At 62.3% G+C, this 25,892-nt stretch carries 24 protein-coding genes; 4 read left to right on the forward strand and 20 right to left on the reverse strand.

The window, feature by feature from the left end:
• Positions 1–7 precede the first annotated feature (7 nt).
• Entirely contained in the window at positions 8–925 is a 918-nt protein-coding gene (locus FYK55_RS20775; protein WP_150078410.1) for a hypothetical protein, read from the reverse strand.
• A gap of 65 nt (positions 926–990) precedes the next feature.
• Entirely contained in the window at positions 991–2,493 is a 1,503-nt protein-coding gene (locus FYK55_RS20780; RefSeq protein ID WP_150078412.1) for a hypothetical protein, read from the reverse strand.
• On the opposite strand from FYK55_RS20780, the gene FYK55_RS20785 reads away from it, so the two are divergent.
• A complete protein-coding gene (locus FYK55_RS20785; RefSeq protein WP_150078414.1) occupies positions 2,481–3,560 on the forward strand; it encodes an extracellular solute-binding protein in 1,080 nt (359 codons plus the stop codon). The genes FYK55_RS20780 and FYK55_RS20785 overlap by 13 nt on opposite strands.
• 116 nt (positions 3,561–3,676) lie before the next feature.
• Here FYK55_RS20785 and FYK55_RS20790 read toward each other — a convergent pair whose 3' ends face one another.
• From FYK55_RS20790 to FYK55_RS20850, 13 genes are all read right to left on the reverse strand, one after another.
• Positions 3,677–4,669, reverse strand: a complete 993-nt coding sequence (locus tag FYK55_RS20790) for an adenosine kinase (protein ID WP_150078416.1) — start codon at positions 4,667–4,669, stop codon at positions 3,677–3,679.
• Positions 4,670–4,997: 328 nt separating this feature from the next.
• Positions 4,998–5,933 carry a lactate/malate dehydrogenase family protein gene (locus FYK55_RS20795; RefSeq protein WP_150078418.1) on the reverse strand — a complete coding sequence of 312 codons (936 nt, stop codon included), beginning with the start codon at positions 5,931–5,933 and terminating at the stop codon, positions 4,998–5,000.
• A gap of 104 nt (positions 5,934–6,037) precedes the next feature.
• The gene (locus FYK55_RS20800; protein ID WP_150078420.1) at positions 6,038–6,916 is read right to left on the reverse strand and encodes a class II aldolase/adducin family protein; all 879 of its coding nucleotides are present in this window, start codon (positions 6,914–6,916) and stop codon (positions 6,038–6,040) included.
• A 60-nt stretch (positions 6,917–6,976) separates the two neighbouring features.
• Positions 6,977–7,258 (reverse strand): EutN/CcmL family microcompartment protein, encoded by a 282-nt coding sequence (locus tag FYK55_RS20805; protein ID WP_150078422.1) that lies wholly within the window; start codon positions 7,256–7,258, stop codon positions 6,977–6,979.
• On the reverse strand, positions 7,255–7,905 hold the full coding sequence (locus tag FYK55_RS20810; protein ID WP_150078424.1) for a hypothetical protein: 651 nt from the start codon (positions 7,903–7,905) through the stop codon (positions 7,255–7,257). The genes FYK55_RS20805 and FYK55_RS20810 overlap by 4 nt, the downstream gene beginning before the upstream one ends.
• Before the next feature lie 10 nt (positions 7,906–7,915).
• Positions 7,916–8,176 carry a EutN/CcmL family microcompartment protein gene (locus FYK55_RS20815; protein ID WP_150078426.1) on the reverse strand — a complete coding sequence of 87 codons (261 nt, stop codon included), beginning with the start codon at positions 8,174–8,176 and terminating at the stop codon, positions 7,916–7,918.
• A 92-nt stretch (positions 8,177–8,268) separates the two neighbouring features.
• Positions 8,269–9,696, reverse strand: coding sequence for an aldehyde dehydrogenase family protein (locus FYK55_RS20820; protein WP_150078428.1), 1,428 nt, complete (start codon positions 9,694–9,696; stop codon positions 8,269–8,271).
• A 144-nt stretch (positions 9,697–9,840) separates the two neighbouring features.
• The gene (locus FYK55_RS20825; protein ID WP_150078430.1) at positions 9,841–10,149 is read right to left on the reverse strand and encodes a EutN/CcmL family microcompartment protein; all 309 of its coding nucleotides are present in this window, start codon (positions 10,147–10,149) and stop codon (positions 9,841–9,843) included.
• Between the two features lie 40 nt (positions 10,150–10,189).
• Positions 10,190–11,425, reverse strand: a complete 1,236-nt coding sequence (locus FYK55_RS20830) for an acetate/propionate family kinase (RefSeq protein ID WP_150078432.1) — start codon at positions 11,423–11,425, stop codon at positions 10,190–10,192.
• Between the two features lie 142 nt (positions 11,426–11,567).
• Positions 11,568–11,837 (reverse strand): BMC domain-containing protein, encoded by a 270-nt coding sequence (locus FYK55_RS20835; protein ID WP_150078434.1) that lies wholly within the window; start codon positions 11,835–11,837, stop codon positions 11,568–11,570.
• Positions 11,838–11,897: 60 nt separating this feature from the next.
• Positions 11,898–12,197: a BMC domain-containing protein gene (locus FYK55_RS20840; protein WP_150078435.1), complete on the reverse strand. Its 300-nt coding sequence runs from the start codon at positions 12,195–12,197 to the stop codon at positions 11,898–11,900.
• Positions 12,198–12,380: 183 nt separating this feature from the next.
• The gene (locus FYK55_RS20845; protein WP_150078437.1) at positions 12,381–13,106 is read right to left on the reverse strand and encodes a phosphate propanoyltransferase; all 726 of its coding nucleotides are present in this window, start codon (positions 13,104–13,106) and stop codon (positions 12,381–12,383) included.
• Between the two features lie 146 nt (positions 13,107–13,252).
• A complete protein-coding gene (locus FYK55_RS20850) occupies positions 13,253–14,062 on the reverse strand; it encodes a DeoR/GlpR family DNA-binding transcription regulator (protein ID WP_150078439.1) in 810 nt (269 codons plus the stop codon).
• 477 nt (positions 14,063–14,539) lie between these two features.
• On the opposite strand from FYK55_RS20850, the gene FYK55_RS20855 reads away from it, so the two are divergent.
• Positions 14,540–15,337: an SDR family NAD(P)-dependent oxidoreductase gene (locus FYK55_RS20855; RefSeq protein ID WP_150078441.1), complete on the forward strand. Its 798-nt coding sequence runs from the start codon at positions 14,540–14,542 to the stop codon at positions 15,335–15,337.
• Between the two features lie 115 nt (positions 15,338–15,452).
• Here FYK55_RS20855 and FYK55_RS20860 read toward each other — a convergent pair whose 3' ends face one another.
• The 4 genes from FYK55_RS20860 to FYK55_RS20875 form a co-directional block, all read right to left on the reverse strand.
• Positions 15,453–16,517, reverse strand: coding sequence for a CNNM domain-containing protein (locus FYK55_RS20860; protein ID WP_150078614.1), 1,065 nt, complete (start codon positions 16,515–16,517; stop codon positions 15,453–15,455).
• 111 nt (positions 16,518–16,628) lie between these two features.
• Positions 16,629–17,180 carry a PEP-CTERM sorting domain-containing protein gene (locus FYK55_RS20865; protein WP_150078443.1) on the reverse strand — a complete coding sequence of 184 codons (552 nt, stop codon included), beginning with the start codon at positions 17,178–17,180 and terminating at the stop codon, positions 16,629–16,631.
• Between the two features lie 148 nt (positions 17,181–17,328).
• Positions 17,329–20,214 (reverse strand): dockerin type I domain-containing protein, encoded by a 2,886-nt coding sequence (locus FYK55_RS20870; protein WP_150078445.1) that lies wholly within the window; start codon positions 20,212–20,214, stop codon positions 17,329–17,331.
• Positions 20,215–20,483: 269 nt separating this feature from the next.
• Positions 20,484–21,398, reverse strand: a complete 915-nt coding sequence (locus tag FYK55_RS20875; RefSeq protein ID WP_150078447.1) for an SHOCT domain-containing protein — start codon at positions 21,396–21,398, stop codon at positions 20,484–20,486.
• A gap of 498 nt (positions 21,399–21,896) precedes the next feature.
• Here FYK55_RS20875 and FYK55_RS20880 point away from each other — a divergent pair, with 498 nt between their 5' ends.
• Entirely contained in the window at positions 21,897–22,241 is a 345-nt protein-coding gene (locus tag FYK55_RS20880) for an STAS domain-containing protein (RefSeq protein ID WP_150078449.1), read from the forward strand.
• A gap of 43 nt (positions 22,242–22,284) precedes the next feature.
• Here the strand turns inward: FYK55_RS20880 and FYK55_RS20885 are convergent, their stop codons facing one another.
• Positions 22,285–23,595: a PQQ-binding-like beta-propeller repeat protein gene (locus FYK55_RS20885; RefSeq protein WP_150078451.1), complete on the reverse strand. Its 1,311-nt coding sequence runs from the start codon at positions 23,593–23,595 to the stop codon at positions 22,285–22,287.
• Between the two features lie 948 nt (positions 23,596–24,543).
• Between FYK55_RS20885 and FYK55_RS20890 the strand changes: the two genes are divergently transcribed.
• Positions 24,544–25,707 (forward strand): site-2 protease family protein, encoded by a 1,164-nt coding sequence (locus tag FYK55_RS20890; RefSeq protein ID WP_150078453.1) that lies wholly within the window; start codon positions 24,544–24,546, stop codon positions 25,705–25,707.
• Positions 25,708–25,892 lie beyond the last annotated feature (185 nt).

Raw genomic sequence — 25,892 nt, forward strand, 5'->3', positions numbered from 1 at the left:
GTCCGCGCTACGGAACGACTCGCTGCAATCGGTCCAGCGGGACGTAGAACCGGACATACCGGTGGCCATCGCTGAACCGTTCGCCGGCGGAATTGGGTACCAAGACGGTGGCCCGTCGGGTGATCCGATTGACCCGCCCCTGCAGCCGGTGCCCGTCGTGGTGAAAGGCGACGTGGTCTCCGACGCGAATGTTGAACCGCACCGCCGCCCGCTCACGCTGCGTGATCAGGTTGTGTTGGTAGTCGGTGTGCCCGAAATAACGCTTGGCAATCGACTGGAATCTCGCCTCGCTGCAATTGCCGTCGTTCCAGATCAGCATTTCGACCAGGTGCACCAATTCGTGCTCGGCGATCCGCTGCATCGCTTCCAACCGATCCCGGCACAAACAGCCAGCGACTTCCACCGGACGAGAGACATCTTCAAAGGTTTGAAACAGCAGCGTGCTGGAGAGCACCAATTCGAAACTGCGGATTCCGTCGTACTTGCCTTCGGGGTACTGCGTCACCAGTTTGCCCGCAACGCTGGTCATGCGGGAGGAAATGCCAAAGGAAACACCTTCGGCGGTCGCGGTCGGCAGAATCTTGCCGCCGAAGTAACGATCGTCGTACATCCGGATCATCCGCGCGACGTCGTCGCGGCCGATCTTGCGAAAATTCGGCCCGTCAATCGAGCGGCTGGTCATCAGCATCTGTTCGTGTATTTCGCGCCGCCATTGCTCCCGCTGGTGTGCCGAGAATTCTCGCAGAGCGACTTCACCGGCCAGCTGGCTTAGCCGCTGCGGATCTCGGGGCCGAATCGCTGCGGCAGTGGTACCGGCGGAGTCGTGCCCGCGACGGGCCGCGACCGAAGTCGCAGGCAGCGTCCGGCGGGGCACGGTGTGCTTGGCTTTCGTGTGCTGAGCTTTCGTGTGCTTGGGTTTCGACATCCTGATTCTCACCGAGACATGAATGCGAGGATTCTAGCCGATCGACGGGATCACGACGTGGGCAATCACTCGGCCGTGACGGTGACCTGGTAGCCCCCCCGGTTGTTCCCGCGGTCTCCCAAGTGGTCGTTGATCCGAAACAGCAGCCAACAGTGGCAATCGATCACCAAATCCAAACGCGACGTGACCGGCTGGACCCGCAGTGGTTCCAGAAAGTCGCTCTCTTCGGTCGCATTGGGCAGGACGCAAAGCAGCAATTGGCCCAGCGGGCGATCCATCGCGTAGTGGATGGTCACCCCCGGCGGCTCGCTGACCCAGGGCCGAGGCTCTTCCGCCAGGGTGCAGCGTCCTTCGGGAGTGATCGAAAGACGCGTCCCGGGGGCGAACCGGCCGCCCAGCGATTGCCATCCGGTGTCGGCTTGGATCGTTTTGTGGATCGGCGACCCGTTCCAGACGCCGTCCTTGATCGACAGCGGCACCCGTTCTTCCTGCCAATCAAATCCGTAGTCGAGTGTCGCGGTCAGCAATCGCCAGCGGGCCTGGACGATCGGCCATGCCGAACCGATCTGGCGTCGCAGAATCGCTGAGAACGCCTCGCTGGGATCGTCACCCCGTCGCGCCGCCCGCAGCAGTGTCGGACGATACTCGGGATACTCCGCCAGCAACATCACCGCCGCCCAGCTCCAACCGTACGCTTCCACGTCGCTGTTCAATTCTCGCGGGTACGCCAAAACTGATTCCAGCGTCGGGACTCGGTTTTCCTCGCGTCGCTGCGACATCCGTTTGAAGCGTCCCCAGTAAGGAACGGCGTCGCGCGACTGGGGGACGATTCCGATCTGAACGTCCCGGCCGACGCCGCGATGCACCGAAAGCATTTCGGCCATGCCTTCGGCGAACCAGGACGGGCCTGCCCCGCCGAACTGATCAATCGCCAACGCGTGGACGCCTTCGTGCAGCAGCAGGTGGCGTGTGTAGTAGTCGCTCGGTTGGCGGTTGACCCACAGGTTCCCGGCGCTGGCAAAACCGAAGGGGAAATTGAGTTCCGCGGGCAGGTCGCCCGATTGTCGAAACAATTCGCTCTCGCGGATCACGAACGCGTCGACCGACCAGGAATCCAGCGTTCCGGCGGGCAATTCAAAGAATCGCTCCCACTGCGGCACGGCCGCATCGAACGTTTCCACCAACTCTTGCAAGGACGCTTCGGAGCCCTCATCCGCTTTTAGGGTGATGTGTTTGCCGCGAATGGTTTGAAACGGTGTCTCTGCCGTCGCGGGGACAACGAACATCACCACTGCCAGAATTCCCCAGGCGCTCACCGCCCGGAGACCGGCGCCCAGGACCCGCCGCCCGGCCCGTTGGGGGTGTCGCAATGACCACGTCACCGTTCTCCGGTAGGATTGGTCGTTTGCGGACCGCAAGGGTGGCGAGGGTTGACCGGCAGGCGTTTGAACCGCTGTGGGCTGACCGGCCGGCACCTGCGCCGCCGATTCATCCGACCCGGCCGGAATCATCCGCCGGCGTCGGTCCATCAAGCGATACGAATCTTGGAAGGTCGATGCTCCATTCATACGCCAAGTTTAACCGGCGCCCCATTCGACGACGACAGAGGTTCGCAACGCGATTGCTGTCTGCCGTGTCGGGTCTGCTGTTCCTGACCAGCTTTGCCGGTTGCGTGCCACGTGCCGAAAGCGACGTCGTGGTCTATTCCGCCTTGGACGAGGAGTTCGCGACGCCAATTCTGGATGCTTTCGAACGCCGCACCGATCACGAAACCGGGGTGGTGGCGAAATTCGACGTGGAATCGACCAAGACCGTGGGGCTGGTCAACCAAATCATCGCCGAACAGCCGGCGCCGGTCTGCGACGTGTTTTGGAACAACGAAATCATGCACACCGTGCGGTTGCAGAAATTGGGATTGTTGCAGCCCCGGAAGTGGGCGGTCCAATCCGGCTGGCCCAGCGACATGATCGCCAGCGACGGGTCGTGGTGCGGGTTTGCCGCCCGGGCACGGGTGTTGATGATCAATACCGACTTGGTCCCGGCCGAGGAGTATCCTCGCAGCGTTCGGGAATTGGCGGATCCCAAGTGGAAGGATCGCTGTGCGATGGCACGACCGCTGTTCGGCACCACGGCCACGCATTTTGCCGTGCTTCGCGCACGCAACGGGCGAGAATCAACGCTGCAATTCCTGCAACAGATTCACGACAACGCGGTGATCCTGTCCGGCAACAAGCAGGTCGCCCTGGCGGTCGCGTCGGGCGAGTTGGCTTGGGGGCTGACCGACACCGATGACGCGATCGTCGAAAAGGATCGCGGCGGCAAGGTTGCGATCGTGTTTCCGGATCAGGAACCGGACCAACCCGGGACGCTGCGAATCCCAAACACGATCGCGGTGTTGAAAAACGCGCCGCACCCAACGGCCGCCGGACAACTTGCCGACTACCTGGTTTCAGCGCAAACCGAAGACCGTCTGGCGATGGGAAGCAGCAGCCAGTTGCCGATCAGCCGGGACAGTGAGTACAAGCCCCGGGTGCTACCCGATTCGCCGGTGCGATGGATGAAAGTCGACTTCGAAGCCGCCGCCGAAGGATGGGAAGACTGGGCGGCGGAGTTGATGCAACTGTTCAATGATTGAACGTCGACCGAGTGGCCGGAGAGCGTGTGTGCCGGCCCTCCCCGTCGGCTTGCGCCGGCGGCGGGGAGGTTTCATCACTCGACGACCGGAGGCCAGGCGGTGGGGGACCGTGGGACTCAACTCATCTTGCTGAACTCGGCGATTTCATCGACGGTGAACTTGCGTTCCAGCCGAGCGCCCAGTTGAGAAACGATGCGGGCGGCCGCGTGCGACGCCAAGTGTCCGGCGGTGCGCCAATCCATTCCGTTGGTGACGCCGTAAAGGAGTGCCCCGGCGTACATGTCCCCGGCACCGGTGGTGTCGATCGCCTTCACCTGCACACCCTCGATCGGGAATTCTTCGCCGCCGTGCATCACGATCGATCCTTTGCCGCCCAGCGTCAGCGCCACGTTCTCGCAGTGATCGTGGATCTTGACGGCGCACCGCAACGGATCCGATTCCTCGGTCAACGACTTCGCTTCTTCTTCGTTGCAGAAAAACAAATCGACCGGCCCGGTGATCAGGTCCCAGATCTCGTCGCGGATCATGTTGACCAGGAACGGGTCCGACGCCGAGAAGGCGATTTTCACGCCATGCTTCTTGGCCAGGTCCATCGCTTTGTAGGCCGCTGCTTTGGAGGTGTCGCCGGTCAACAGGTAGCCTTCGATGTACACATACTTCGAATCGGCAATCATCGATTCTTCGATGTCGTCCGGTCCCAATGTCGTGGACGCGGCCAGGGTGGTCAGCATGGTCCGCTGGGCGTCTTCGGTGATCAGGACGGCACAGGTCCCGGTGGGGAGGGTGGCCGGATTGACTTGGATTGCCACCCCCAATTCACGCATGTCTTTCAGAAAGAAGTTGCCAATCGGGTCGTCACCGACTTTGCCGATGAATCCGGCGGTTCCGCCGAAGTCCGCGAGGGCGACGATGGTGTTGGCGGCCGATCCACCCGCGCAACGATTCACGGGCCGGCCGTCCAGGTGGCTCAGCACCTGGGATTGTTGTTCGATGTCGACCAGGGTCATGATTCCCTTTTCGACCGCCAACTGCTCCAGCACCCGATCTTCCACTTGGGTCTGGATGTCCACCAATGCGTTGCCTACCCCAAAAACGTCGTACGAAGCCATCAAAAAGGCTCTCCGGAATTCTTGTTCAAAATCGAGAAAGCCGAGTAGCCTAATGCCTGCCCGCTGTTTCTGAAAGGTTGCGGCGCGTCCGGCTCCGCCTTTTCAACGGGCGACAGTAGGAGCGCCGCGGCGTCTCTGGTGTGCGTTTTGGGGGGCGAGCACACGGAGGAAAGATTGCCGCTCTTTTCGCTGAGGCGGTGTTGCTGTCGCCGCTTCGCGGATGGGAGGATTCGGAGGCGGTGTCCGTCGGCTGACGCCGACGGCAGGGGGTTGTCGGCGCTTCGCGACTGGTCTTTAGAGCAAGGGGAGACCGCCGTGGCCGGAGGGTCTAACCGATCCGTTGCAGTACCACGTCGAGCGTCTTGCGGAGTGCCGCACCGCTGGCACGCATGCCCTGCACCTCTTTTGGCCACAGGTCGATTTCCATGCGGTCGACCACACCGGTTCGGCCGACCACCGTCGGCACGGACAAGGCGACGTCTCGCACGCCGAAGCAACCGTCTTGTACGCTGCTGACCGGCAACACGCGTCGGCTATCCAACAGGATCGAATCGATCACGTCGCGAATCGCGATGCCGACAGCGAAGCCCGCACCACCTTTGCGTTTGATCACCTCGGCACCACTGCCACGGGTGCGGGTGAACAGTTGCGAGACCAGGTTCGGTGACCAGCCCGGATACTTGTCCAGCGGCAGACCGGCGATGGTCGCGCTGCTCCAGATCGGTACCATCGACTCTCCGTGCTCGCCCAGGATCAACGCCTTGGTCTGTGTCGGCGGAGCGTTCATTTGTTCGGCGATCAGCGAACAGAAGCGGATCGTGTCCAGTTGGGTGCCCAAGCCGATGACCTGTGCGACGGGAAGGTCCAACATCCGCGCCGCGACGTACGTCAGAATATCGACCGGGTTGCTGACCACCAGTACGATCGCCGACGGTTTCGGACCAGCCGCTTTGACGTCGCGCAGGATCTGCACGAACAGGTCGGTGTTGCGGTTGATCAGGTCCAACCGTGATTCGTCCGGCTTACGCCGTAGGCCGGCAGTGATACAAATGATGTCGCTGCTGGGAATGTGCTCGTAGCCGCCCCCGACGATGCTTTGATCGGCGACGCTGGGGCCGCCGTGTTGGAGGTCCAGTGCCTGGCCGACGGCCAGCTCTTGGTTGACATCCAGGAGCGCGATTTCGCGTGCGAGTCCGCCGCACTGCAGGGCGTACGCCGCACACGATCCGACCAGGCCGCCGCCGCCGATGATGGAGATTTTCATGATGAATTACAAACGTTGTCGGGAGAAAGCTACGCGCTCGGTGCGCCCAGCGATGGGGAGTGGGATCTGGGGTTCCGAAGTCAAACCCTGAGCCGCGATCGGGCTCAGGCCTGCATCTGCCGGATCACTTCGTCGGTGATCAGCTTGACCAGCTGGTCCTGGTCGACGCCCGCCGGCAATCCGGCGGCGGGGGCAGCCGCTGCGGCCGGCGTCGTTTTTGCGGGCATCGCCGGGGGGGCGTTGAACGCACGCCGCTGCACGCCCGAAGACTTCCAGGAGTCACGGAAGATGTCGTTGGCACAAATGTCGCAGTTCTCGAATTCCTTGGTGTTACGGGGATCGCTGTAGCCCCATTGGCTTTTCAGATCCAGCAACTCCTGCGATTTTTGCTGGTCCAGGAAAGCGACGTTGCCCAGTTGCTTGGCCAACATCAGCATCCGGCAATACGAATCCAGGATCTCCGTCCACCAGTAGGCCTGTTCGACCGTTTCGCCATAGCTGACGGTGCCGTGGTTGGCCAGAATCATGACGTTCGTCTTGTCGACAAACGGGATGATCGTGTCGGCAAACGCCTGGCCGCCGGGCGTCTCGTACTTGGTGATCGGAACGTCCCCCAAAAACACTTCGACTTCCGGCAGGATGCATTGCGGGATGGGTTCGCGAGCGATCGCGAAAGCGGTGGCGTGCGGCGGGTGGCAGTGAACCACGCTGCGGATGTCCGACCGCTGTTTGTAGATCTCCAGGTGCAACAGCGCCTCGCTGGAACGCTTCTTGCGTCCGGCGATTTGTTTGCCGGTCATGTCGACGGTGGCGATGTCCTCGGGCTTCAGGAAGCCTTTGCAGTGCAGCGTCGGCGTGCACAGGACTTCATTTTCGCTGACGCGGACGGTGATGTTCCCGTCGTTGGCCGCGGCGAACTGCCGGTTGTAAATGCGGCGACCGATGTCGCACATGTCCTGCTTGATCTTATGCGTGTTTTGCATATTGCCGTGGGGGTCCAGAGAAAAATGGTTTGGAGGTGAATGGTTGATAGCGGAGGATGCCTATTCCAGATCAATCTCGTCCAGCAAAGCGACGATCGAAGCGTCAATGCATTTGACGTCCGGGCGGAACGGCTGAGCGGCTTCCGGGCCTTCGGCCAAAGCCACCAGATCGCCCAGACCGGTGCTGCACAGGTCCCAGGCGACCATGGTGTCGCCGCCCAGTGGCTGTTTGTCGATCTGGTCGATCGAGTCAACGACTTCAACGCAACGCAGCTTGGCCGTTGCGAAGGAAGGATGTGCCTTCGAGAGGGTGACGGTGCCAACGGTTCGCGCCAGTTTCATGCGGTGGTCTCCCGACGAGTGGATGCAACTTGGGCGATCCGGACCGCGGCGTTGACGGCAGCGGTGAGGTTCAGTTTGGTTCGATCCAGCACCCACACGGTTGGCGCCAGTTCGGCGGCGAAGCGATCGACGTCTGTGAAGGTGCCGACCATCGTGGCCCGGTCCCCGGACTGACAACGGCGGCAGACCTCCGCAGCCGGGCGATCGGTCCAAATCACCTTCACGCCGCCGGGCAAACGGACGCCGCGTCGTTGCAGCTGCCCGGCCAGTTCGCAGTCGTGTTGGCCGACCGGCCCGTTGGCTCGATCGCCCGTTGCATTGTGGGGCGATGCCTGCCGGGAGGTGGACGCGGAAACGATCGCAATGCCGCGGCGTTTCGCTTCGTCGCGGGCGGCCGGAGTGATCACGGCGCCCGGCGCCGCGACCAATTCGGACGTGTCGGCATGTGCTCGCAGGGTTTCGACCGTGATCAGACGTTTTCCCACGATGGTTGTCGCGGCCGGCTTGTTTTCCGGGGCCACCGCGGAAGAACCTGCGGCGAGATCCGCTGCGGCGTTCGGATCGTTCCGTAGCCGCCGGATCACTTCGCGCGCAATCCGAGCGATCATCGCAGGATCGGGTTCGCGGTGGTGGGAAACGGTGGACATGGGGAAGGCTTCAGTTGTCGTCAATGATTCCGATCACGGTCCAGCGGGCCGGTGTGTTTTCATGGCCGCTGACTTCTCGCGCGTAACTGCCGTCGCTGGTGATCATCACGCGGTCCCCACGCCGCGATCCGACGGCATCCAAAGCCGCCAACGGCGGTCCGTCGGCGGAATCATCCAACGCCAACGGTTGAATGATGACCAGCCGGCGGCCGACAAAGCTTTCGTGCTTGACGGTGGCGCGGGTCGATCCGAGGACAACGGCGGGCTGCATGTGGGCGTGGGAAGCGGGGTGGAGGATGAAGGGAAAGTGTTCGAACCAAATGCCGTGACACGGCGTTCGGAGGCGTGTGAGCTGGAGCTGGGTCACACGACGCGCAGTTCGTCGATCATGCTGCAGCGTCGCTCGCGGGTGAACGTCGTCGGGGTGGTCACGCCTTCACCGGTCGGTCCGGCGATCGAGAACGACAGGTAGCCTTCGCCGCCCAGACCCAGCGAGGCCATGCAGGGGCCGTTCTTGACGTACAACGTGGTGTCCAGTTCGCGGCCCATCTTGGTCATGTTGCGGACGTTGCGCGAGTGGATGATCGCCGTGTGGCGGAACCCGTGCTCGTAGTGCTTGGCCATCGCGATGGCGTGGTCGACGTCGCGGGCTCGCACGAACGGCAGGAAGGGCATCATCTGTTCGACGCTGACGAACGGATGGTGTTCGTCGGTTTCGCCAAACACCAATTCGGTTCCCGCGGGAACACGAACGCCGGCGGCTTCGGCCAGGAAGGCGGCGTCTTTCCCGATGTACTCTTTGGCTGCCGCGTCGTGATGGTCGTCGCCGACCTGGACGATCGCTTTGGCGGTCAACGCGTTGATTTGATCGTGGTTCAGTTGTGCCGCCCCGGCGCGGCGCATGGCGTCGAGCATCGCGTCGAAAACCGATTCGACGACAAACACTTCCTTCTCCGCGATGCACAACAAGTTGTTGTCATAAGCGGCACCGGCGATGATCGATCGTGCCGCCAAGTCCAGATCGGCGGTTTCGTCGACGACGACCGGCGGGTTGCCGGGGCCGGCCACGATCGCGCGTTTGCCGCTATTGAGCGCTGCCCGGGCGACGGCCGGGCCGCCGGTCACGCAGATCAGGGCGACGTTGCGGTGCTTGAACAGAGCGTCGGCGCTTTCCAGTGTCGGTTCGGCGATCACGCAGATCAGGTTGTCGATTCCCACCTCCGCGGCGATCGCGCGATTGAAGCGGCGAACGCCTTCGGCTGCGACCCGCTTGCCCGACGGGTGCGGATTGACGACCACGGTGTTTCCACCGGCGATCATGCTGACGGCGTTGCCGGTGATGGTCGGCAGGCTGTGCGTGACCGGTGTGATGGCGCCGATGACACCAAAGGGGGCGCGTTCAATCACCGCCAGCCCGTGGTCGCCGCTGTAGGCCTTGGTCTCCAGGAATTCGACGCCCGGCGTTTGCTCACCCAGCGTTTTCAGCTTTTCGATCTTGTGTTCCAGTCGCCCGATTTGCGTTTCTTCCATCTCCATCGTGCCCAGTTCTTCGCACTGCTCGATGGAGATGCGACGAATGATGTCGATGATCCGCTTGCGGTCGGCCAGAGTCCGCTGACGCAACTGCTCGAACGCCGCGCGGGCGGCGACCACCGCGGAATCGGCGTCGGAGAACACGCCGTTGCTGCCGCCCGCCTGAGACGCCGAAGCCGAGTTGCCCGACGGCATCGGACCGACTTCGGCCAGGACCTGGGCGACAACGTTTCGAATCAGGTTTTCGTCGTATTGCATCGTGAATTACCTCGCGGCCGCCGCCGGCTGCCGTTGCGATGTGTGACTGTGGTTGTTCGGTGGGGAGGGTTCGTTGGGATTGTTCGGCCAAGCCGAAGGGGGATTCTTCGGCCAGGCCGAAGGGCGTCATTCACGGGGGACGGGTCAGTCTCTCGAGTAGACACTGGCTTTATCGATGTGGACTCGGTCAACGATGCCAATGATGACCGCATCGATCGGAAGCGATTTCGTTTCGGGTGTCAGGCGGGCGCTGCTGCCCTGGGTGATCAACACAAAATCGTTCTCGCCGGCGCCCAAGGTGTCGACGGCGATGAACGTGCGGCCGGTGGTGACCAGCTTGTTGCGTTTCTTTTCCTCCAACCGGTACGGTTCGACGACCAACAGCTTGTGGCCGGTCATCGACGCAACCTTCTGCGTGCTGACGACCGATCCGGTGACGCGGGCGATAAACATTCGTGTCAGGTCTTGTGGAAGGAGGAAAGGGTCGGGGAAATCACGAATGCTTCAGCGCCGCAGCGGTCTGCCGGGCGACGATCACTTCTTCGTTGGTGGGGATCACCCACAACTGTGTCCGGGAGTTGCCGGCGTGGAAGGACGCCTCGCCCAGATCGTTGACACGTTGCTTGATCGAAGCGTTGCTTGCCGAATCCGCGACGATCCCCAGGTCGGCCAGTCCTGCGCAGACGCGATCGCGAATCTGCACGCCGTTTTCTCCGATGCCGCCGGTGAAAACGATCGCATCGGCGCCACCCAGGGCCACCAGGGCGCCGCCCAGATGACGGCGGATCTCTTCGACGAACACGTCCAACGCGAGTTGGGCTTGGGCGTCGCCGTTGTCGGACGCTTCTTCCAGGTCGCGGACGTCACCGCTGTGTCCGCCACTCAGCCCCAGCAGTCCGCCTTCGGAAGCCAGCGTTTGCAGGGCCTGGTCCAGTGACAGTCCGGTTCGCTGCAGGATCAAAGGCAGGGCGAACGGATCGAAGTCCCCGACCCGGTTGTTCTGCGGCAATCCGGTTTGCGGGGTCATCCCCATCGTCGTCAACACGCTTTCGCGTGAACGGATCGCGGTGATTGAACTGCTGCCACCCAAATGGCAGGAGATCACGCGGGCATCCTGGCGGCCCAGGATCTCCGCACTGCGGTAGGCGATGTAGCGATGACTGGCGCCGTGAAAGCCCCACTTGCGAACGTGGAACTGGTCGGCCCAGGATCGGGGGATCGCGTATTCTCGCCGGGCTGCGGGGATCGTGCGGTGAAAGTCCGTTTCCAACGCGGCCACCAGCGGCAGATCAGGGAACCGAGTCCGCAAGGTGTTCATCGCGGCGATGTAGGGCGGGTTGTGTGCCGGCGCGGCGGCGTTCATTTCGGCCATCGCGTCGAGCAACGCGTCGTCGACAACGAACACACCGGAGAGGCGACCCCCGTGGACGGCTTTGAATCCGATCGCGGCCACTTCGGTCGCCTCACGGATCACCCCGTGCTGCGGATCGGTCAGCTGGTCCAGGCAGGCCTGCACGGCGACGCCGTGATCGGGAACGGCAAGCGACTTCTCGTCGGACCAGTCGCCGATTGCGACCGTGCATTTGCTCTGCGCGTCACCGATCCGTTCGACCGCACCTCGGGCGAGGCAGCGGACGTTCTGGATGTCATCGATGGCTCCGTCATCGGTCATTTCAAACAACCGATACTTGAAGCTGGTCGATCCGAGGTTGGCAACTAAGACAAGCACGTGCGAAATCCTCCGTGGAAATTCCGTTCGAGACGGCCCAGCCGATGCGTCATCGGTGGCGGCACACAGAACCGGCGCACCGTCGACGCGCGAACGCGTGCGGCGCTGAACTCCCGTGCCGTCGTGATGAAGCCCGACCGTGCTACGACAGGAAGGCCTTGACCACGCCTTCGGCCGGTCGCGGGATGATGTGGCTGGACAACAGCTCGCCGACTTGCGAAGCGGCATTGGCGCCGGCTTCGACCGCGGCGCGGACGCTGCCCACGTCGCCGCTGACGACGGTCGTGACCAGTCCGCCGCCGATGTCGACGCGTTTCACGATTTCGACATTCGCCGCTTTGGCCATCGCATCGGTGGCTTCGACCAGTGCCAACAGGCCTTTCGTTTCGATCAAACCAATTGCATCGTTCATGGTGTTTCTATTTCGTCTTGACGTTGTTTCAAAAAGTGGGGGAGGGTGCCGGGGACGCGATCACTTGGCCTTTGCCGGGGCGGTCGTCTTGAGCACTTTGCCAAGGTCGTCGTGCGGACGCGGGATGACTTGGACGCTGACGACCTCGCCGACACGACCCGCGGCTGCGGCACCGGCGTCGGTTGCGGCTTTGACCGCCGCCACGTCGCCGCTGACGAACGCGCTGACCAGTCCGCTGCCGACCTTGTCCCAGCCGAGGAACTGGACGTTGGCCGCTTTCATCATTGCGTCGGCTGCCTCGACCAGGGATACAAACCCTTTGGTCTCGATCATGCCGAGCGCTTCGTTAATCTTTGCCATGGGAAATCTGCCTTTGAAGGAGAAACGGAAGAAAGGGGTGGGGATCGGACGTGGGGACGTTTCGACCCTTGGTTTGGTTAGTTCTCAGTTTGGTGGGTCCTCAGATACCGGCCGCCCGCCCGCACGTGCCACGTCCGTGAACGGGACGGTGGGTGCGGCGGGGAGATTCGCCGTCGAGGTGAATTAGGCTTTGCAGCTGCAGCCGCTCTTGGTCAGCTCCACTTTCGAAGCGCGGTCCAAATGACAGGCATTGCCTTCGTCGGTATCGATGTGCACTTCCAGCTTCGCCGCCTTGTCGGCGCGAACCAGCAGGTTCTCGAACACCGTGCTGCAATCATTGCTGGTGATCTTCAACTGCATCATGTCGCCGTCCGCGACGCCGTAGAAATCGGCGTCGGCGAAGTTCATGTGCACGTGTCGGGCGGCGCGAATCACGCCCCGGTCCAGTTGCACCGTGCCGGCGGGGCCGACCAACACGCAACCCGGCGTGTCGTCGATCTTGCCGCTGTGGCGGACCGGCGCGTCGATGCCCAACGAGATGGAATCGGTGAAAGCGAGTTCGACCTGGCTGGCCGATCGCGTCGGACCCAACACCCGCACGCTGGGCAGCATCCGTCGCCGGGGACCGACCACCATCACGGTCTGCTTGGCCGCGTAGAACCCGTCTTGGTACAGCGGCTTCTCCGGCTCCAGCACCGCGCCGGGGCCGAACAGGGTTTCGACGTGCTCGTCGGTCAAATGGACGTGTCGGGCAGAAATGCTGACCCGCAAGTTCGGTTTGCCGTTGACCCAGCCGGGCGGGCTGGCGGAGCCGTCGGCGGCCACGGAAGGTCCGCCGCCGAGCGACTGTTGGATCGCTTGGCGAACCAGCGACTCGATCTGAGTCCGGTCAATTTGCGTCGCGTTCATGCGTGTGGGGGGAGTGGGGAAGGGTTGCAAGTGTCAAGTTGCAGGTTCCGGTGAACTTGGAACTTGGAACTTGGAACTTGGAACTTGGAACTTGGAACTTGGAACTTGGAACTTGGAACTTGGAACTTGGAACTTGGAACTTGGAATCAAACCTCCGCCAACACTAGTTCCGTGCCAGCGTCCTCGATTTGTTTTTTCCAGCGTGGATCCAACCCGGAATCGGTCACCACGCCGTGGACGTCCTGCAATCGGCACAGATGGGACAGGCTGACTTTGCCGAACTTGGTGTGATCGGCCACCACGTACGCCCGGTCGGCGGCAGCCAACATCGCCTTTTCGCTTTCGACCAGCATCATGTTGTTGTTGAAGTAGCCGCGTTCGTTGATGCCTGCGACCGACAGGAACGCCGTTGAGACGTTGATCTGCCGCAGCTGCGCTTCGGCCAGCGGGCCGATCGCCACGGCGGTCCGTCCACGGACGCAGCCGCCGATCGTGACCAGATCGATGGAGTCACCGCTGGAGAGCAGGTGCGCCACCGGCAGACTGTTCGTGACCACTTGCAACTGCCGGCCGACCAGCCGACGCGCCAATTCATAGGTCGTGCTGCCGCCGTCCAGCAGAACCGTATCGCCGTCGCTGACCAGCGCCGCGGCTGCCGCCCCGATCGCCGCTTTCACCGACCAGGTCGTTCCCTGGCGGTCCTCAAAGGCTCGGATCGTGGCGCTCTCGCCGGTCCAAAACACGCCGCCGTGCGTCCGCCGGACGTCGCCGCTGTGTTCCAACTGCTCCAGGTCCCGACGCACGGTCGACTCGCTGACCGAAAGCGTCGCGGCGAGTTCGCCCAATGAGGCAAAGCCGGACTCGCGGATCAACGCGCGCAAATGGTTGCGGCGACCGTCCGTGCCGGGACGGGCGTCGGATCCGTTGTGGGATGGGAGGTTGCCGGAACGAGCCACCGAAATTGCCTAGATTACGCAGCTGAAGGGAGGTTTGATAGTTTTCTGTCACCGGTGAAAGATTTCAACCATCTTCTGGCGATTTCATCGCAGATTTGCAAAAAACTTACCGTCTCTTCCAAAGATCGTTGGCGTCCCGGGCAGGCCGTCAGCCGGGATGCTTTCCTGTGGACTGAACCTCGGCGGCGCCGGCCCGCGTTGCGATTTTCGGTCAATGTGATGAGAAGTTTCGCCAGCTGCCCGGCACCGCGGGCGATTGCCGGAAACGAAAACCCTGGGGATTGCCGAACGCGAGCCCGAGATGCCGCTGGTGGGCAGCTGCGCCGGCGGCTTGCGGGACGCGCGACCGGCGGTTTTCCGGGCCGTGTTCACCGGATACGCTTGCCGTTTCGCGATTCGACCGGTGCCGTCCGTCGAACCGAGGTCAATGCGATTTTCAGCTCACCTTCCTCTCCCCCGAGAATCGGCTTCATTGAAATGACAGAACTACGTGGCAAAAGAGCGATCGTCAGTGGAGCATCACGTGGGATTGGACGCGGCATTGCGGTCGAACTTGCCCGCGCCGGGGCCACCGTCGCAATCAATTACCGGTCGCATCCGGGCGAAGCGGAGGAAGTCGTCGCCGAGTGCAAGTCGGTCGGCGGTGACGGTCACGTCTATCAGGCCGACATCGCCTCACGCGAGGACGTCGAGGCGATGGTCGACGCGGCGGCCGAGCAGATGGGCGGGTTGGACATCATCGTCAGCAACGCCGCCTACAGCGATCGACACTTGATGCTGGAATCGGATCTGGACGAATTCCGACGGACGATCGACGTCAGCATGTGGGGAGCGTTTTACCTGGTCCGGGCCGGAGCGCAGAAGCTTGTCGACGCGGGCAAGGGCGGCAACATCGTGGTTATCAGCAGCCCCCACGCGCACATGGCCATGCCCGGGGCGATGGCCTACAACATGGCCAAGGCGGCCAATGACCAGATGGCTCGCACGGCCGCGTGCGAACTGGCCCAACACCGCATCCGCTGCAACATCATTCACCCCGGCTGGATCGACACGCCGGGAGAACGCAAGTTTTTCGCCGAAGAAACGTTGCAGCGAGAGTCGGCGAAGCTGCCCTGGAAACGTCTCGGCCGCCCCGAGGAAATCGGCCGCGGCGTGGTGTTCCTGTGCCGGGAAGAAAGCGAGTACATCACCGGCAGCACGCTGACCATCGATGGCGGCATCCAATTGCCGTGGCGTGACATGTTCCGCGTGGAAGAAACGAAAGAACTCGGCTGAACAAGTTCGCTGAACAAAGACGTTGAACCTGGTCGCCGGAGACACCGGTTGGCGGTGCCGCTGGTGTGAGCAGTTTGTTCGGGGCGATCCGAAGAGTCTCGGACACGCTCCAAATTCACTCTTCGGTCGGTGGTTCCGGCAACTCGATGCCGTGCCGCTTGGCGCGTTCACGCCACCTTTCGCGGGCGAACGTCTGCATGTCGACTTCGGTATCCTGTTCGTCGACGATCTCCAGTCCCAGCAGCGTCTCGATCACGTCTTCGAGGGTGACGATTCCCACGGCGCTGCCGAATTGGTCCAGCACCAGGGCGATGTGCTGGCGGTTCTTCAGCAACGCGTCCAGGGCGGCTTTGGCGGAGGTATCGTCGGCGATCGTGGCCAGTTCGCGGCCAAGTTCTGACAGCGGCCGATCGTTTTCGCCTCGCGAGCGTGCCAGCAGCAGGTCACTGGCGAGCACAAAATTGGTCGCGTCGTCCAGCCGTTGATCGTAGATCGGGATTCGCGTGACGCGCAGCTCGGGCGTCGAGTCCAGTGTCTGACCGACCGTCGACGATTGCGGAAAGGCGATCACGACCACCCGAGGCGTCATGATGTCGGCCACCGTGATCTGGGGAAAACGCATCAGCGCCCGAAAGATCCGCGACTCGTCTTCGGCCAGCACCCCCTGTTGGGCGCCGATCTCGGCCATCGCGTGCAATTCTTCCCGCGTGACCGAATGATGGACTTTGCCACCGGAAAGCAATTTGGTCAGCTTCTCACTGATCCAGACCAGCGGGTACAGCATCCAGATCAGCAGCATCACGCTCTTGCCGACTAGCGGAGCCAGCGAACGCCAATACAAGGCGCCGATCGTCTTGGGGATGATTTCACTGAAGATCAGGATCAGCAACGTCATCACCGCGCTGGCGATGGCGACCGACCCGCTGCCCCAAACCACGGCGGCCTGAGCCCCCACGCCGGCCGCACCGATGGTGTGCGCGATCGTGTTCAGACTCAAGATCGCGGCCAGTGGGCGATCGATGTTCTCCTTCAACACCTTCAACCGTACGGCATCGGCGGGCTTGGTTTTCTGCAGCGTCGCCGTGAATGAGGGCGTGATCGACAGCAGGACCGCTTCGGCGACGCTGCAATAGAACGAGAATCCGATGGCGACGCACAGGTAAATGATCAGCAGGGTCATTGGCATCCCGGCGACGGCCGTGCGGTACAAAAAAGAATCCCCTCACCAGCATTCTGTGCGAGGGGATACCGGAATAGAAGGGGGCGCGAATGACCTCAGGACGGTCGTCGCCTAGGAGCGTCGTCGACGATGCGCTCCGATGCCCACGGCGGCGGCCAGCAAGAAGGCGCAGGACGGTTCCGGGACAGCGGTCACCGGAGACACGGTGAACGACGACGGCAACGTCACGGGATCATCCACCATCACCGAATCACGCGTCAGCGATTGCAGTTCCAAGCCGATCGTGAACGCCTGGTTGTCTTGCACGTCGAAGGTCAACGTCGTCAACAATTCGCCCGGTGCCGTGGGGACGGTGAAGTTCAACAGGTCTCCCAGGGCAAAACGATCACCGGAATTGACGTTGGACGCCACCACGACGCCCGTGAAACCGGTGGGGACATCACCTTGCACGACGGGCGCGTTGGCTGCATCGGTGATGTCGATCTGGATCCCGTTGAACGTGTCTTCACCCGAGCCGTCGTAGGACATCGTCAGGTCCACCTCGTGCAGTCCCGGCCCGGTAAAAACCAAATCGGCGGGGTCGACGGAGATCACAAATCCAGCACCCGCTTGGCCGCAAAGCAGCCCGGTGAGGAGAACAGCCAAGATGCGAAAAGACATCATCGGATCGGATTACAGAGAAGAGGCAAGTCGTTCGGTGGGTGCATAATCTAACGGAGAAGCTAGGAACTATGCGTCAGATCTGGCGATGAGGCAATCAATTTTTCCTCCGCCTCCGGAGTCAGATGCGGTCCGATGCGGGAATTTCCGGTCATCCGATGAAATTCGAGTCGTTCAGCGCCTGATCGACGCCCGACTCCGACAGCGAGGATCCCGCAGCGGCGGCGGAACTGAACGAGGATTGCGGCGGCTCCGCGATCAAGGCCAGGTCTTCGTTGAAATTCGACTGCCAAATTGGCAAGTCGGTGGTGAAGATTTGCCCGTCTCCGTTGATATCGGCCGCCGCGTCATAGTTGGCGTCTTGCGGCAACGCATTGAAGGCGGATTGCCAAATCGCCAGATCGGTGGTGAAGACCTGGCCGTCGCCGTTGATGTCGCCCGGGGAGACATTGAATCGCAAATCCAAGACGCCGCCCGGGCTGCCGTTGCCGTCGCCATCAAGCGACTGACCCGCCTGGTTCTGCAGGGCATCGCTGACCGCCAGCCGGATTTTGTCGAACCCGATCACGGCTCCCAGTTGCAATTCGGCGGTCTGCGTCGCTGCGGAGTAGAGAACATTGACCACGGGGATGCCGCCTTGGACGGTTCCCAGGACTTCGAAGTCATTCGCCGTGACGGGGGCCATGTCCTGGTCGAACTGCACGTACAACCGATCCATCTGGGAATGTGGCACGGCCAGTTGGTCGCTGAGCTGGATCCCCAATCCGTTTCCGGCACCGACCCCGCCTCCGTCCACCGCGTCGATGAAGACCGGGTCCCAGGCGGTGGAGCCGGCGATGACGGCCAGGACTTGTGGCGGGGTTGCGATTTGGGTGACCGCACTATCGGTGTTGTTGGCCGGGTCGCTGTCCATCATCCCGCCGCCAACGGTCGCGGTCGCATTGACGGTCGTCGACCCGCTTGCTCCCGCGGCGATCTCGGCATCGACGTCGTAAACGACTTGGTCACCAGGGTACAGGTCCAGCGTCTCGTTGATCGCTCCGGACCCCTGCGTGATGACCGTTCCACGTCCGAACACCACGTAGGTCTGGCCCGCCAGCAAGATGCCTCCCGGCGATGCGAAAGGGGCGCCGACCAACACGTCCGCAAAGCCATCGCCGTTGATGTCTCCCGCGGCGCCCACCGCCTCGCCCGACTGTTCCGCGTCGTTCATGCCTTCGATCACAAAACCGTCGCTGCCGTCCAGATCGGCGAGGACCAACGCGGCGGGAAAGCCGGTGTCGCGGCCGAACAGGACGAAGCTGCCGCCGGGAATGCTGACGTTGTCGACCGTCGTCGCGGCCATGGAGATCAATGCATCCGCGATTCCGTCTCCGTTGACATCTCCGGCTTCGCTGACACGCATCGGATTCGGGTTGGCCTGGGCCGATGTCGTCACCGCCAATCCGTTGGCGCCGTCAAGCGCCGCCAGGTCGACACTGGCGGCCGTTCCCTGTTGCCCAAACACGATGTAGCCGCGGCTGCCACCGAGGGATCCGTCGGCGTCAGGTCCCTCCGCGACCATGATGTCGTCGATCCCGTCTGCATTGATGTCCCCCAGTCCGCTGGCTTCGAACCCGAGTCTTTGCCCAGCTCGGATCCCGATGATTTCCATTCCGTTGTTCCCGTCGATGCCGGTCACGTCGAACGCGGAGGAAAACGCGGTGTCCCGACCATAGATCACGTATGCCGCCCCCAGTTCGCCGCCGCCGCTGTTGCCTTGCGGTGCGGTGACCAACACGTCGTCAATGTCGTCGCCGTTGACGTCACCGACGTTGTCCACCACGGCACCCAGTTCGTCGCCTTCCGACGCCGGTTGCACCACGAATCCGTTGCTGCCGTCCAGCGTCGACAGGTCAAAGGTCGCGTCGAACGGCATCGATTTTCCAAAGATCACGTAGGCTTGGCCCGCACCGGGACGCACCGGAGCGGTGGCGTCGGCGTTCTTTGCCCCGACCACCACGTCCTGTATCCCGTCGTCGTTCAGGTCGCCGGCGCCGCTGACACTGAAACCCAACGTGTCGCCGGCGGCCAAGCCGTCGATGCGAAAGCCGTCACTGCCGTCCAGTGAGGTGGCGTCCAGTTGGGCGGCAAAGCCGGTCGAGGACCCGAAGATCACGACCGCCGATCCCGCCGAATCGCGGCCGCCGGGGCTGGAGCCGGGGGAGCCGATGATGAAGTCTTGCAAGTTGTCGTCGTTGACATCGCCGACCGCGTCGACGGTCAGTCCGAACCCGGCGGCCGCGTCCAGCCCCGTGACGACAAAGCCGTTGCTGCCGTCCACGCTGGACAAAGGCAACTGGGCATTGAATCCCGATTCGGTTCCGAACACCACGTACACTTCTCCGGTCGGCATGGCGCCGCCGCCAGCAAGGTCGGGATCTAACATTCCCACCGCGAAGTCAGACAGGCCGTCGGAATTGACATCTCCGATCCCGCTGACGCTGATGCCGGAAAAGCCTTGAACCTGAGTTCCCGTGACGACGAATCCGTTTCCGCCGTCCAGTTCCGCCGCTGTCACCGTGGCGGGCTGCGATGGGATGTAGCTGCGCTGCCAAGTCACGTTTGCCAGTCCGCTGTCAAAATCGACTGACAACTCACTGTCCGGACCCGTGTCGGTGCCCTGGTTGGCAAACTGAATCGTGGACGAAAAGGATGCGCCGGGGGACAGCGGACCGGCCGGTTGGACGATGGATGCGGACAAATCAATTCCCGCGGCCGCAGCGGGGCCATCGAGCGCAGCGGGGCTATCGAGCAGGGAACCCGATTCACCTTCGCCGCCGGAGCTGGCGCGCAAGGCGGGGCAGGCTTGGCGTCCTTCGCTGGTCAGCACGACGATGCCCGGCGGGTCGGCCGTATCATCGGACGACGACGTCAAAACATCGCCGGCCAACAACCGCCTGGTTTCCAAGGCCTCCAATCCGATCCGTCGACAGCGTGGACCGCGACGCCGCCGCTGACGGAGGCGACCAATGGAGGACGAACGGCGCAGCGACATCAGAGTGGGTCTCGGGAGAAGAAGAAGAGCCGTGGCAGATGAACCGAATACGCCGGTGGGACGCTGAATCTGCGGCACGCTGGCGGCCTGACGGTAACCGGAGCGCGCCACGGTGTCAAATTGCGCGCATCCCGGGACAAACCGGCCTGCAGCGGAGGCGAATCGTCCTTTAGCCGTCGTGCCGGTCCAGCCGGCATCGGACGGGCCGACGGCGGGTCTGGACCCTGAGCACCCTCTTCACCAACCCGCTTGCGGGTTCGGTTCGCCGGTCAGAGTCGGCTGAGCAATTCGCTCTTCTTGGCCGCGAATTCTTCTTCGCTGATGTATCCCTTGTCACGCAGTCCGCCCAGGCGTTCCAGCGTGGCAATCACGTCCTCGCCGTTGCCGGCTGCCGTTTCAGGCGGTGACGCGACTGCCGACGAACGGTTCGCTTCCCCGGCGGGTCCCTGAGAAGACACCGGCGATGCTTCAGTTGCGTTGGCGGTGTCCGCTGCGTTGGGCGGGTCGGCCGGCGTGGGGCTTGATGTCGACGCTTGGGGCGCTGACTGCGGCACTCCGTCGCGCATTACCACCGGCAAGGTCGACAAATCGACGGTGCCGTACTGGCTGGTGAAAGTGATCGACGGGCTACCGCCTTGCTGCTGTCCGAAACCGCCGATCTGGTGGTCCAGCGTGTCGTACACCCAGGGCCGGCCGCCGGTGTTCACCGCCAGACGATGTGAATTGGCGAAGTAAGCGTACCGCGTGTTGTTCTGCGCGCCCGTCGCGCTGGGCACGCCCAATTCCTGCGGCCACCAATTCGTACTCGGATCGGGGACAAACAGGTCATTGGCGGATCCCGGATTGCCTGCTGCCTGCGACTGAGATCCAGAACCGCTTTGGCTTTGAGACTGGAAGCTGCCGGAGAACGGAGTCTGTTGGTGGTTGGCCAGTTCGTTGGCCAAGTCACTACAGAGCTTGTTGACCAAGTTCTTCAAATGATTGTTGAACAGGTCGCTGACCATCGTCATCCCGCCGCGCATCCATTGGCCGGAACCCATGAATTCGGGGTGATTGAATTGGGCCATGGAGCCGTTGCCGTTGTAGACGGCAATCAACATATGGGTGACCGCATCGGTGGACAGTCCGTAGCGGTTGGATAGTGATTGAACCAGTTGTTGGCCGGATTCTGAAAGTTGAGGCATGTTGCAACGTGATTGGTCGAGTGGGCCAGGGAAAATGCCCGAAGGGGAGGCCGTTGGCCGTTCGGGAAAACAAAGGGGCTTGCGCTTCCGCACTCGGGCATCTTCGCCACAACGCAAGGATCGAATTGGTCGTGCCGTCCGACGTCCGTCGCGTCGGGTTCGGTCTGCCACCGGAGAATCGCTTCCTACCGCAGTGGGCGGGAATCGTGGGGGGCTCGATCCAGTCAAGTTATCGCCCTGAACCGGCAAACGATCAAGGACGTTTTTTGAGCATTCTGCTCCCGGTCGGATTACACTCCATTTTGTCTTCACCGTGCTTTCCGATGGGTTCCCGGCCTGGCTCGCGGTTTGGCTCCCGGTCTGTTGTTGCGGTCGCCACGGGGCTGCGCCGGGTTGGAAGCATTTGTGGCAGGCTGCCTGGCTGTCGGTTGGCGGCCCGCACCGTGATTCTGAGACGAGCGAGCGATTTCAGGGGCAAGCTTCCGCCGGCGTGTGACCATGATCGACTACCACACTTACCACCACGAAACCTATCCCGACGTCCTGGTGATCGAGGCGTTGGGAAAGCTGGACCTGACGACCGCCGATTTTCTGCTCGATTGCATGCACGGCATGATCGCCCGCGGCGAACACAAGATCGTACTCGACTGCAGTGATCTGGAGTCGATCACCAGTGTGGGCCTGGGAGTCATGGTGCGTGCGAACAGCCGCCTGAAAAAGAAGGGCGGCGCGCTGGCGGTCGCCGGTGCCACCGGCATCGTGGCCGAAGTGTTGAAGATCGTTCACTTCGACAAACTGTTCCACCTGTTTCCCGATGTCGATCAGGCGGCGGCTTCTCTGTAGTCGGCCATCATCTCCGTCTGACGAGCGCCGACTCGCAGGCGATTCACTCGCCCGAGGTCAGTTCCGCGCACACCAATTCTTCGTCGTTGCGGGCAAAAACCTTGCCGTCCGCGATGGCCGGATGAGCCCAGACGACCCCGTCGCGCCGTTTCAGTTGTTGCGTCGTCGGTTGAATCAGCTGTGACCTCGAGCGAATTTCGATTCCTTCCGGTGACAACGTGGTCATCAACAGTTCGCCGCGGTCGTTCAGCATGATCTCGTCGTTGCCGTTTCGGATGATGTGCACGGTCGCCCAACGCGCTTTGGGAACGACGGAGAGATCTTCCCAGATGCGATCACCCGTTTTCAGGTCCAAGCATCGAAATTCTCCGTAGCTGTCGGCCCCGTAGATGTAGTCGCCTTTGATGATCGGTCCGGAGATCATCGCGTGCAGCGCATCCGTGTTGCGTTCGTCGATGCCGATTCGCCGCCACAGTTGCTTTGCCGCCGGCCGCGTCTGGTCCAATTCGATCAACAGGGAACCGTCGTAAAACGAGGACACAAAAAGCTTGTCACCGCGGACCGCTGGTGTCGGCACGCCGATCGGCATATTGCGGGGTTTCATTTCGATCGACCAGAACACTTTGCCGGTTGCGGGGTCCAGCCCGCTGACGCTGGCGCCGGTCCAGCACACCACCACGTCTTGTTGCCCCTGGCGGATCAAGATCGGTGCGCTGTAACCGGCTGGCTCGTCGAGCGCTTGCCAACGCTGCTTTCCGGTCTCCCGGTCCAACGCGACCAGGCACGCCTCGCCCTCCCCGGCTGCGACTTGAATCACCAGGTCTTGATAGACCAGGGGAGCCGCGGTGATTCCCCAGATTGGCATCCGCGCATCGTAATCCTGCTGCAGATCGCGGCTCCACTTCAGTTCACCGGTTTCGGCGTCCAAGCAGCACATCATGCCCATGCCGCCGACGGCGATGGCTTGACCGCGATCGACCGTGACCGCCGCGCGGGGACCGGACGCCTGGTAGCCAATCGAATACTCCACCGGGTAGGCATGTTGCCAAAGCAATTCGCCGGTGTCGGCGGAAAAACACAAGACGCGTTCTTGCACCTCCGAACCCTGGCCGCTGCGATCGGTCAAATAAACCCGACCGTTGGCGATCGTGGGGCCGCTGTATCCGGGACCGACCGGAGTGGACCACTTTCGCGGCAAGGGGCCTTCGGGAAGCGATCGGGGCAGATCGTCATCCTGAATGGTTGCATCGCGACCGACGCCCCGCCATTGCGGCCAGTCCTCGGCGACCGCCGACGCGGAAGCGAGTGTCAGCAGACCCAGCGTGCAGAAGATTCGGCGGTGAAAGTGATTCATGGTTGCCTTCGGTAAGGGTGCAGGCCGGCGAAGTTTGGGCAATGGGCAGCCGCGAGGATCGGCCGCCGGTGGCGTCTCATCCTAGCGAATCAAGCCGTAGGCGCGCGGAACATCCGCCCAGCGGTCGGCGAGCAAGGCCAGAAGCTTTTGATTTCTGGGAGGCGTCGAATCGAATGGGGCCCACTGACTGGCGGGGCCGCTGACGGACGGGGCCTACTGACTGGCGGGACCCGCTGACGGACCGTGGCCACGGGCGAATTCTCTGGAGGTCCGTGGAATCGGAAAGCCGCGAAAAGAAAAAACGCGGGCCCCGACCGGAACGCGGGCCCGCGCTTCACACAGATGATCCGTCCAGGTTGATGAGTCCTCGCGTCATGCCGACCGATCATTGTTCGGCGGACATCGACGTGCCTCCGACCGAATTCGTGAATCGGGTCGATGGCCTTTCTCGGCGGCCTTTCCCGGCAACGCGAGTGGTTAACTTGATGTAAGGCGAGTTGTAGCGATCGCTTGGCTGGCGGGAATCGGGGTGTGGCCCCGAAATCGTCGGATTCACGAAATCTTTGCGCCGACAGCGGTGGTAGGCTCACCGAAGAGCTCACGGCAAGCGGTTTCGCGAGGCGAAAGTCTGGGGGGCAAAACAGTTTTCCTTGCGTCGCTGATGGGGTTTTGAGCCAATCTCGCGTGGAATCAAGCGAATTTGGTGGTCAAATGGAGGCTGCGTGGCCATCGCTCGAAACCATCGTTGACCCGATGCGTACGGTATTTGCAGCACCGCCAACAAACAGGATTCCCCTGCCAACCCGGACGTGTCGGCTGACGGCGTTACAATCATCGCGCGGCAGGACAGGTGCGGGTGGGGGAAGGGGCCAGTGCAAAGTTGGTCCGCAAAACCTGGTCCGCGAAGCTTTGTGGGCCAGATTCCGTCATCGAAAAACTGAGCAAACCATGTCCGGCTCTTTCAAAATCGCGAAGCTTTTCGGCATCGACGTCTTCGTTCACTGGTCGTTCTTTCTGCTATTGCTGTGGATCGGCTGGAGCACGTCACGCAGCGGCGGGGACGCGGCGCAAGTTCTGGTGGGGCTGGCGACCGTGCTGGCTCTGTTTGGCTGCGTGGTGTTGCATGAACTCGGACACGCCTTGACGGCGCGACGTTTCGGCATCGGCACCACGGACATCACGCTCCTTCCGATCGGTGGCGTCGCACGTTTGGAGCGGATGCCGAAGAATCCGGTGCAGGAATTCTGGGTCGCGATCGCGGGGCCCGCGGTCAATGTCGCCATCGCCGCGGTGCTGTTGGTGGTGATGGTGCTGCTGGGGCGGTCGAATTTCGCCAGTGCGGACGCTCTGACAGGGAACTCGATTTTGGCCAACCTGTTCACGATCAATCTGGTCCTGGTGATCTTCAACATGTTGCCGGCGTTTCCGATGGACGGCGGGCGCGTCCTGCGGGCGCTGCTGGCCATGAAGATGAACTACGTCAGTGCCACCGAAACGGCGGCGTTGGTGGGCAAGTTGATGGCCGTGCTGTTTGCCGTGATCGGAATCTATGCCAATCCGTTGCTGCTGTTCATCGCCTTGTTCGTGTTTCTAGGTGCCAGCGGCGAAGTTCGGATGGCGAAGATGGGCGAGTGGATCGGCAATCTGACCGTCGACAAAGCGATGATGACGCAGTTTCGCACGTTCTCACCGGACGAACCGTTGGCTTCGGTGGTTGACGAATTGATTTCGGGATCCCAAGTGGATTTTCCGGTTTGCCAGGAGGGCCATTTCGTCGGGATGTTTCGTCGGTCCGATTTGCCCGGTGCGATTGAGACGCACGGGCATGAATCCACGATCGCCAACCTGATCGACCGAGACTGCTTGACGGCCACGCCCGACGGATCCTTGGAGCATCTTGTCAGCAAAATGCAAAGCACTGGTGTCGGATCGGTTCCGGTCCTTCAGGGGGATCGGGTCGTCGGATTGGTGTCGCAGGAGAACATCAACGAACTCGTGATGATTCGATCGGCTGCGGCAAATCACCGAGACCAGGTTCGGGATCGCCAATCGGCGGGACAGCCGAACTCCACACCCGTCCGTGATGCTTCTTCAACGAACACGGTTGTCTAGCTGGGTAGCATACCCTGGCCGACGTGGCGAATCGCTTTGCATCCGTCTCGTCGTTGCCGCGTGTTGCCCGTTGAAGCTCAGCAAGTCGCCCGTGTAAGCGACTGTGACGTGAACGGGCGCCCCCATGACTTGCCGGTCCTTCGCGAGACATCGGTTTGTTCGATGTGCTTAGCCAGAAGGTTCCG

The sequence above is a fragment of the Roseiconus nitratireducens genome, assembly GCF_008629675.1.
Classification (GTDB): Bacteria; Planctomycetota; Planctomycetia; order Pirellulales; family Pirellulaceae; genus Stieleria; species Stieleria nitratireducens.

Coding starts and splice junctions, on each gene's coding strand:
- FYK55_RS20775 (WP_150078410.1), bottom strand. CDS start 925: ATGTCGAAACCCAAGCACACGAAAGCTCAGCACACGAAAGCCAAGCAC.
- FYK55_RS20785 (WP_150078414.1), top strand. CDS start 2,481: ATGCTCCATTCATACGCCAAGTTTAACCGGCGCCCCATTCGACGACGA.
- FYK55_RS20780 (WP_150078412.1), bottom strand. CDS start 2,493: ATGAATGGAGCATCGACCTTCCAAGATTCGTATCGCTTGATGGACCGA.
- FYK55_RS20790 (WP_150078416.1), bottom strand. CDS start 4,669: ATGGCTTCGTACGACGTTTTTGGGGTAGGCAACGCATTGGTGGACATC.
- FYK55_RS20795 (WP_150078418.1), bottom strand. CDS start 5,933: ATGAAAATCTCCATCATCGGCGGCGGCGGCCTGGTCGGATCGTGTGCG.
- FYK55_RS20800 (WP_150078420.1), bottom strand. CDS start 6,916: ATGCAAAACACGCATAAGATCAAGCAGGACATGTGCGACATCGGTCGC.
- FYK55_RS20805 (WP_150078422.1), bottom strand. CDS start 7,258: ATGAAACTGGCGCGAACCGTTGGCACCGTCACCCTCTCGAAGGCACAT.
- FYK55_RS20810 (WP_150078424.1), bottom strand. CDS start 7,905: ATGTCCACCGTTTCCCACCACCGCGAACCCGATCCTGCGATGATCGCT.
- FYK55_RS20815 (WP_150078426.1), bottom strand. CDS start 8,176: ATGCAGCCCGCCGTTGTCCTCGGATCGACCCGCGCCACCGTCAAGCAC.
- FYK55_RS20820 (WP_150078428.1), bottom strand. CDS start 9,696: ATGCAATACGACGAAAACCTGATTCGAAACGTTGTCGCCCAGGTCCTG.
- FYK55_RS20825 (WP_150078430.1), bottom strand. CDS start 10,149: ATGTTTATCGCCCGCGTCACCGGATCGGTCGTCAGCACGCAGAAGGTT.
- FYK55_RS20835 (WP_150078434.1), bottom strand. CDS start 11,837: ATGAACGATGCAATTGGTTTGATCGAAACGAAAGGCCTGTTGGCACTG.
- FYK55_RS20840 (WP_150078435.1), bottom strand. CDS start 12,197: ATGGCAAAGATTAACGAAGCGCTCGGCATGATCGAGACCAAAGGGTTT.
- FYK55_RS20845 (WP_150078437.1), bottom strand. CDS start 13,106: ATGAACGCGACGCAAATTGACCGGACTCAGATCGAGTCGCTGGTTCGC.
- FYK55_RS20855 (WP_150078441.1), top strand. CDS start 14,540: ATGACAGAACTACGTGGCAAAAGAGCGATCGTCAGTGGAGCATCACGT.
- FYK55_RS20860 (WP_150078614.1), bottom strand. CDS start 16,517: ATGACCCTGCTGATCATTTACCTGTGCGTCGCCATCGGATTCTCGTTC.
- FYK55_RS20865 (WP_150078443.1), bottom strand. CDS start 17,180: ATGATGTCTTTTCGCATCTTGGCTGTTCTCCTCACCGGGCTGCTTTGC.
- FYK55_RS20870 (WP_150078445.1), bottom strand. CDS start 20,214: ATGTCGCTGCGCCGTTCGTCCTCCATTGGTCGCCTCCGTCAGCGGCGG.
- FYK55_RS20875 (WP_150078447.1), bottom strand. CDS start 21,398: ATGCCTCAACTTTCAGAATCCGGCCAACAACTGGTTCAATCACTATCC.
- FYK55_RS20880 (WP_150078449.1), top strand. CDS start 21,897: ATGATCGACTACCACACTTACCACCACGAAACCTATCCCGACGTCCTG.
- FYK55_RS20885 (WP_150078451.1), bottom strand. CDS start 23,595: ATGAATCACTTTCACCGCCGAATCTTCTGCACGCTGGGTCTGCTGACA.
- FYK55_RS20890 (WP_150078453.1), top strand. CDS start 24,544: ATGTCCGGCTCTTTCAAAATCGCGAAGCTTTTCGGCATCGACGTCTTC.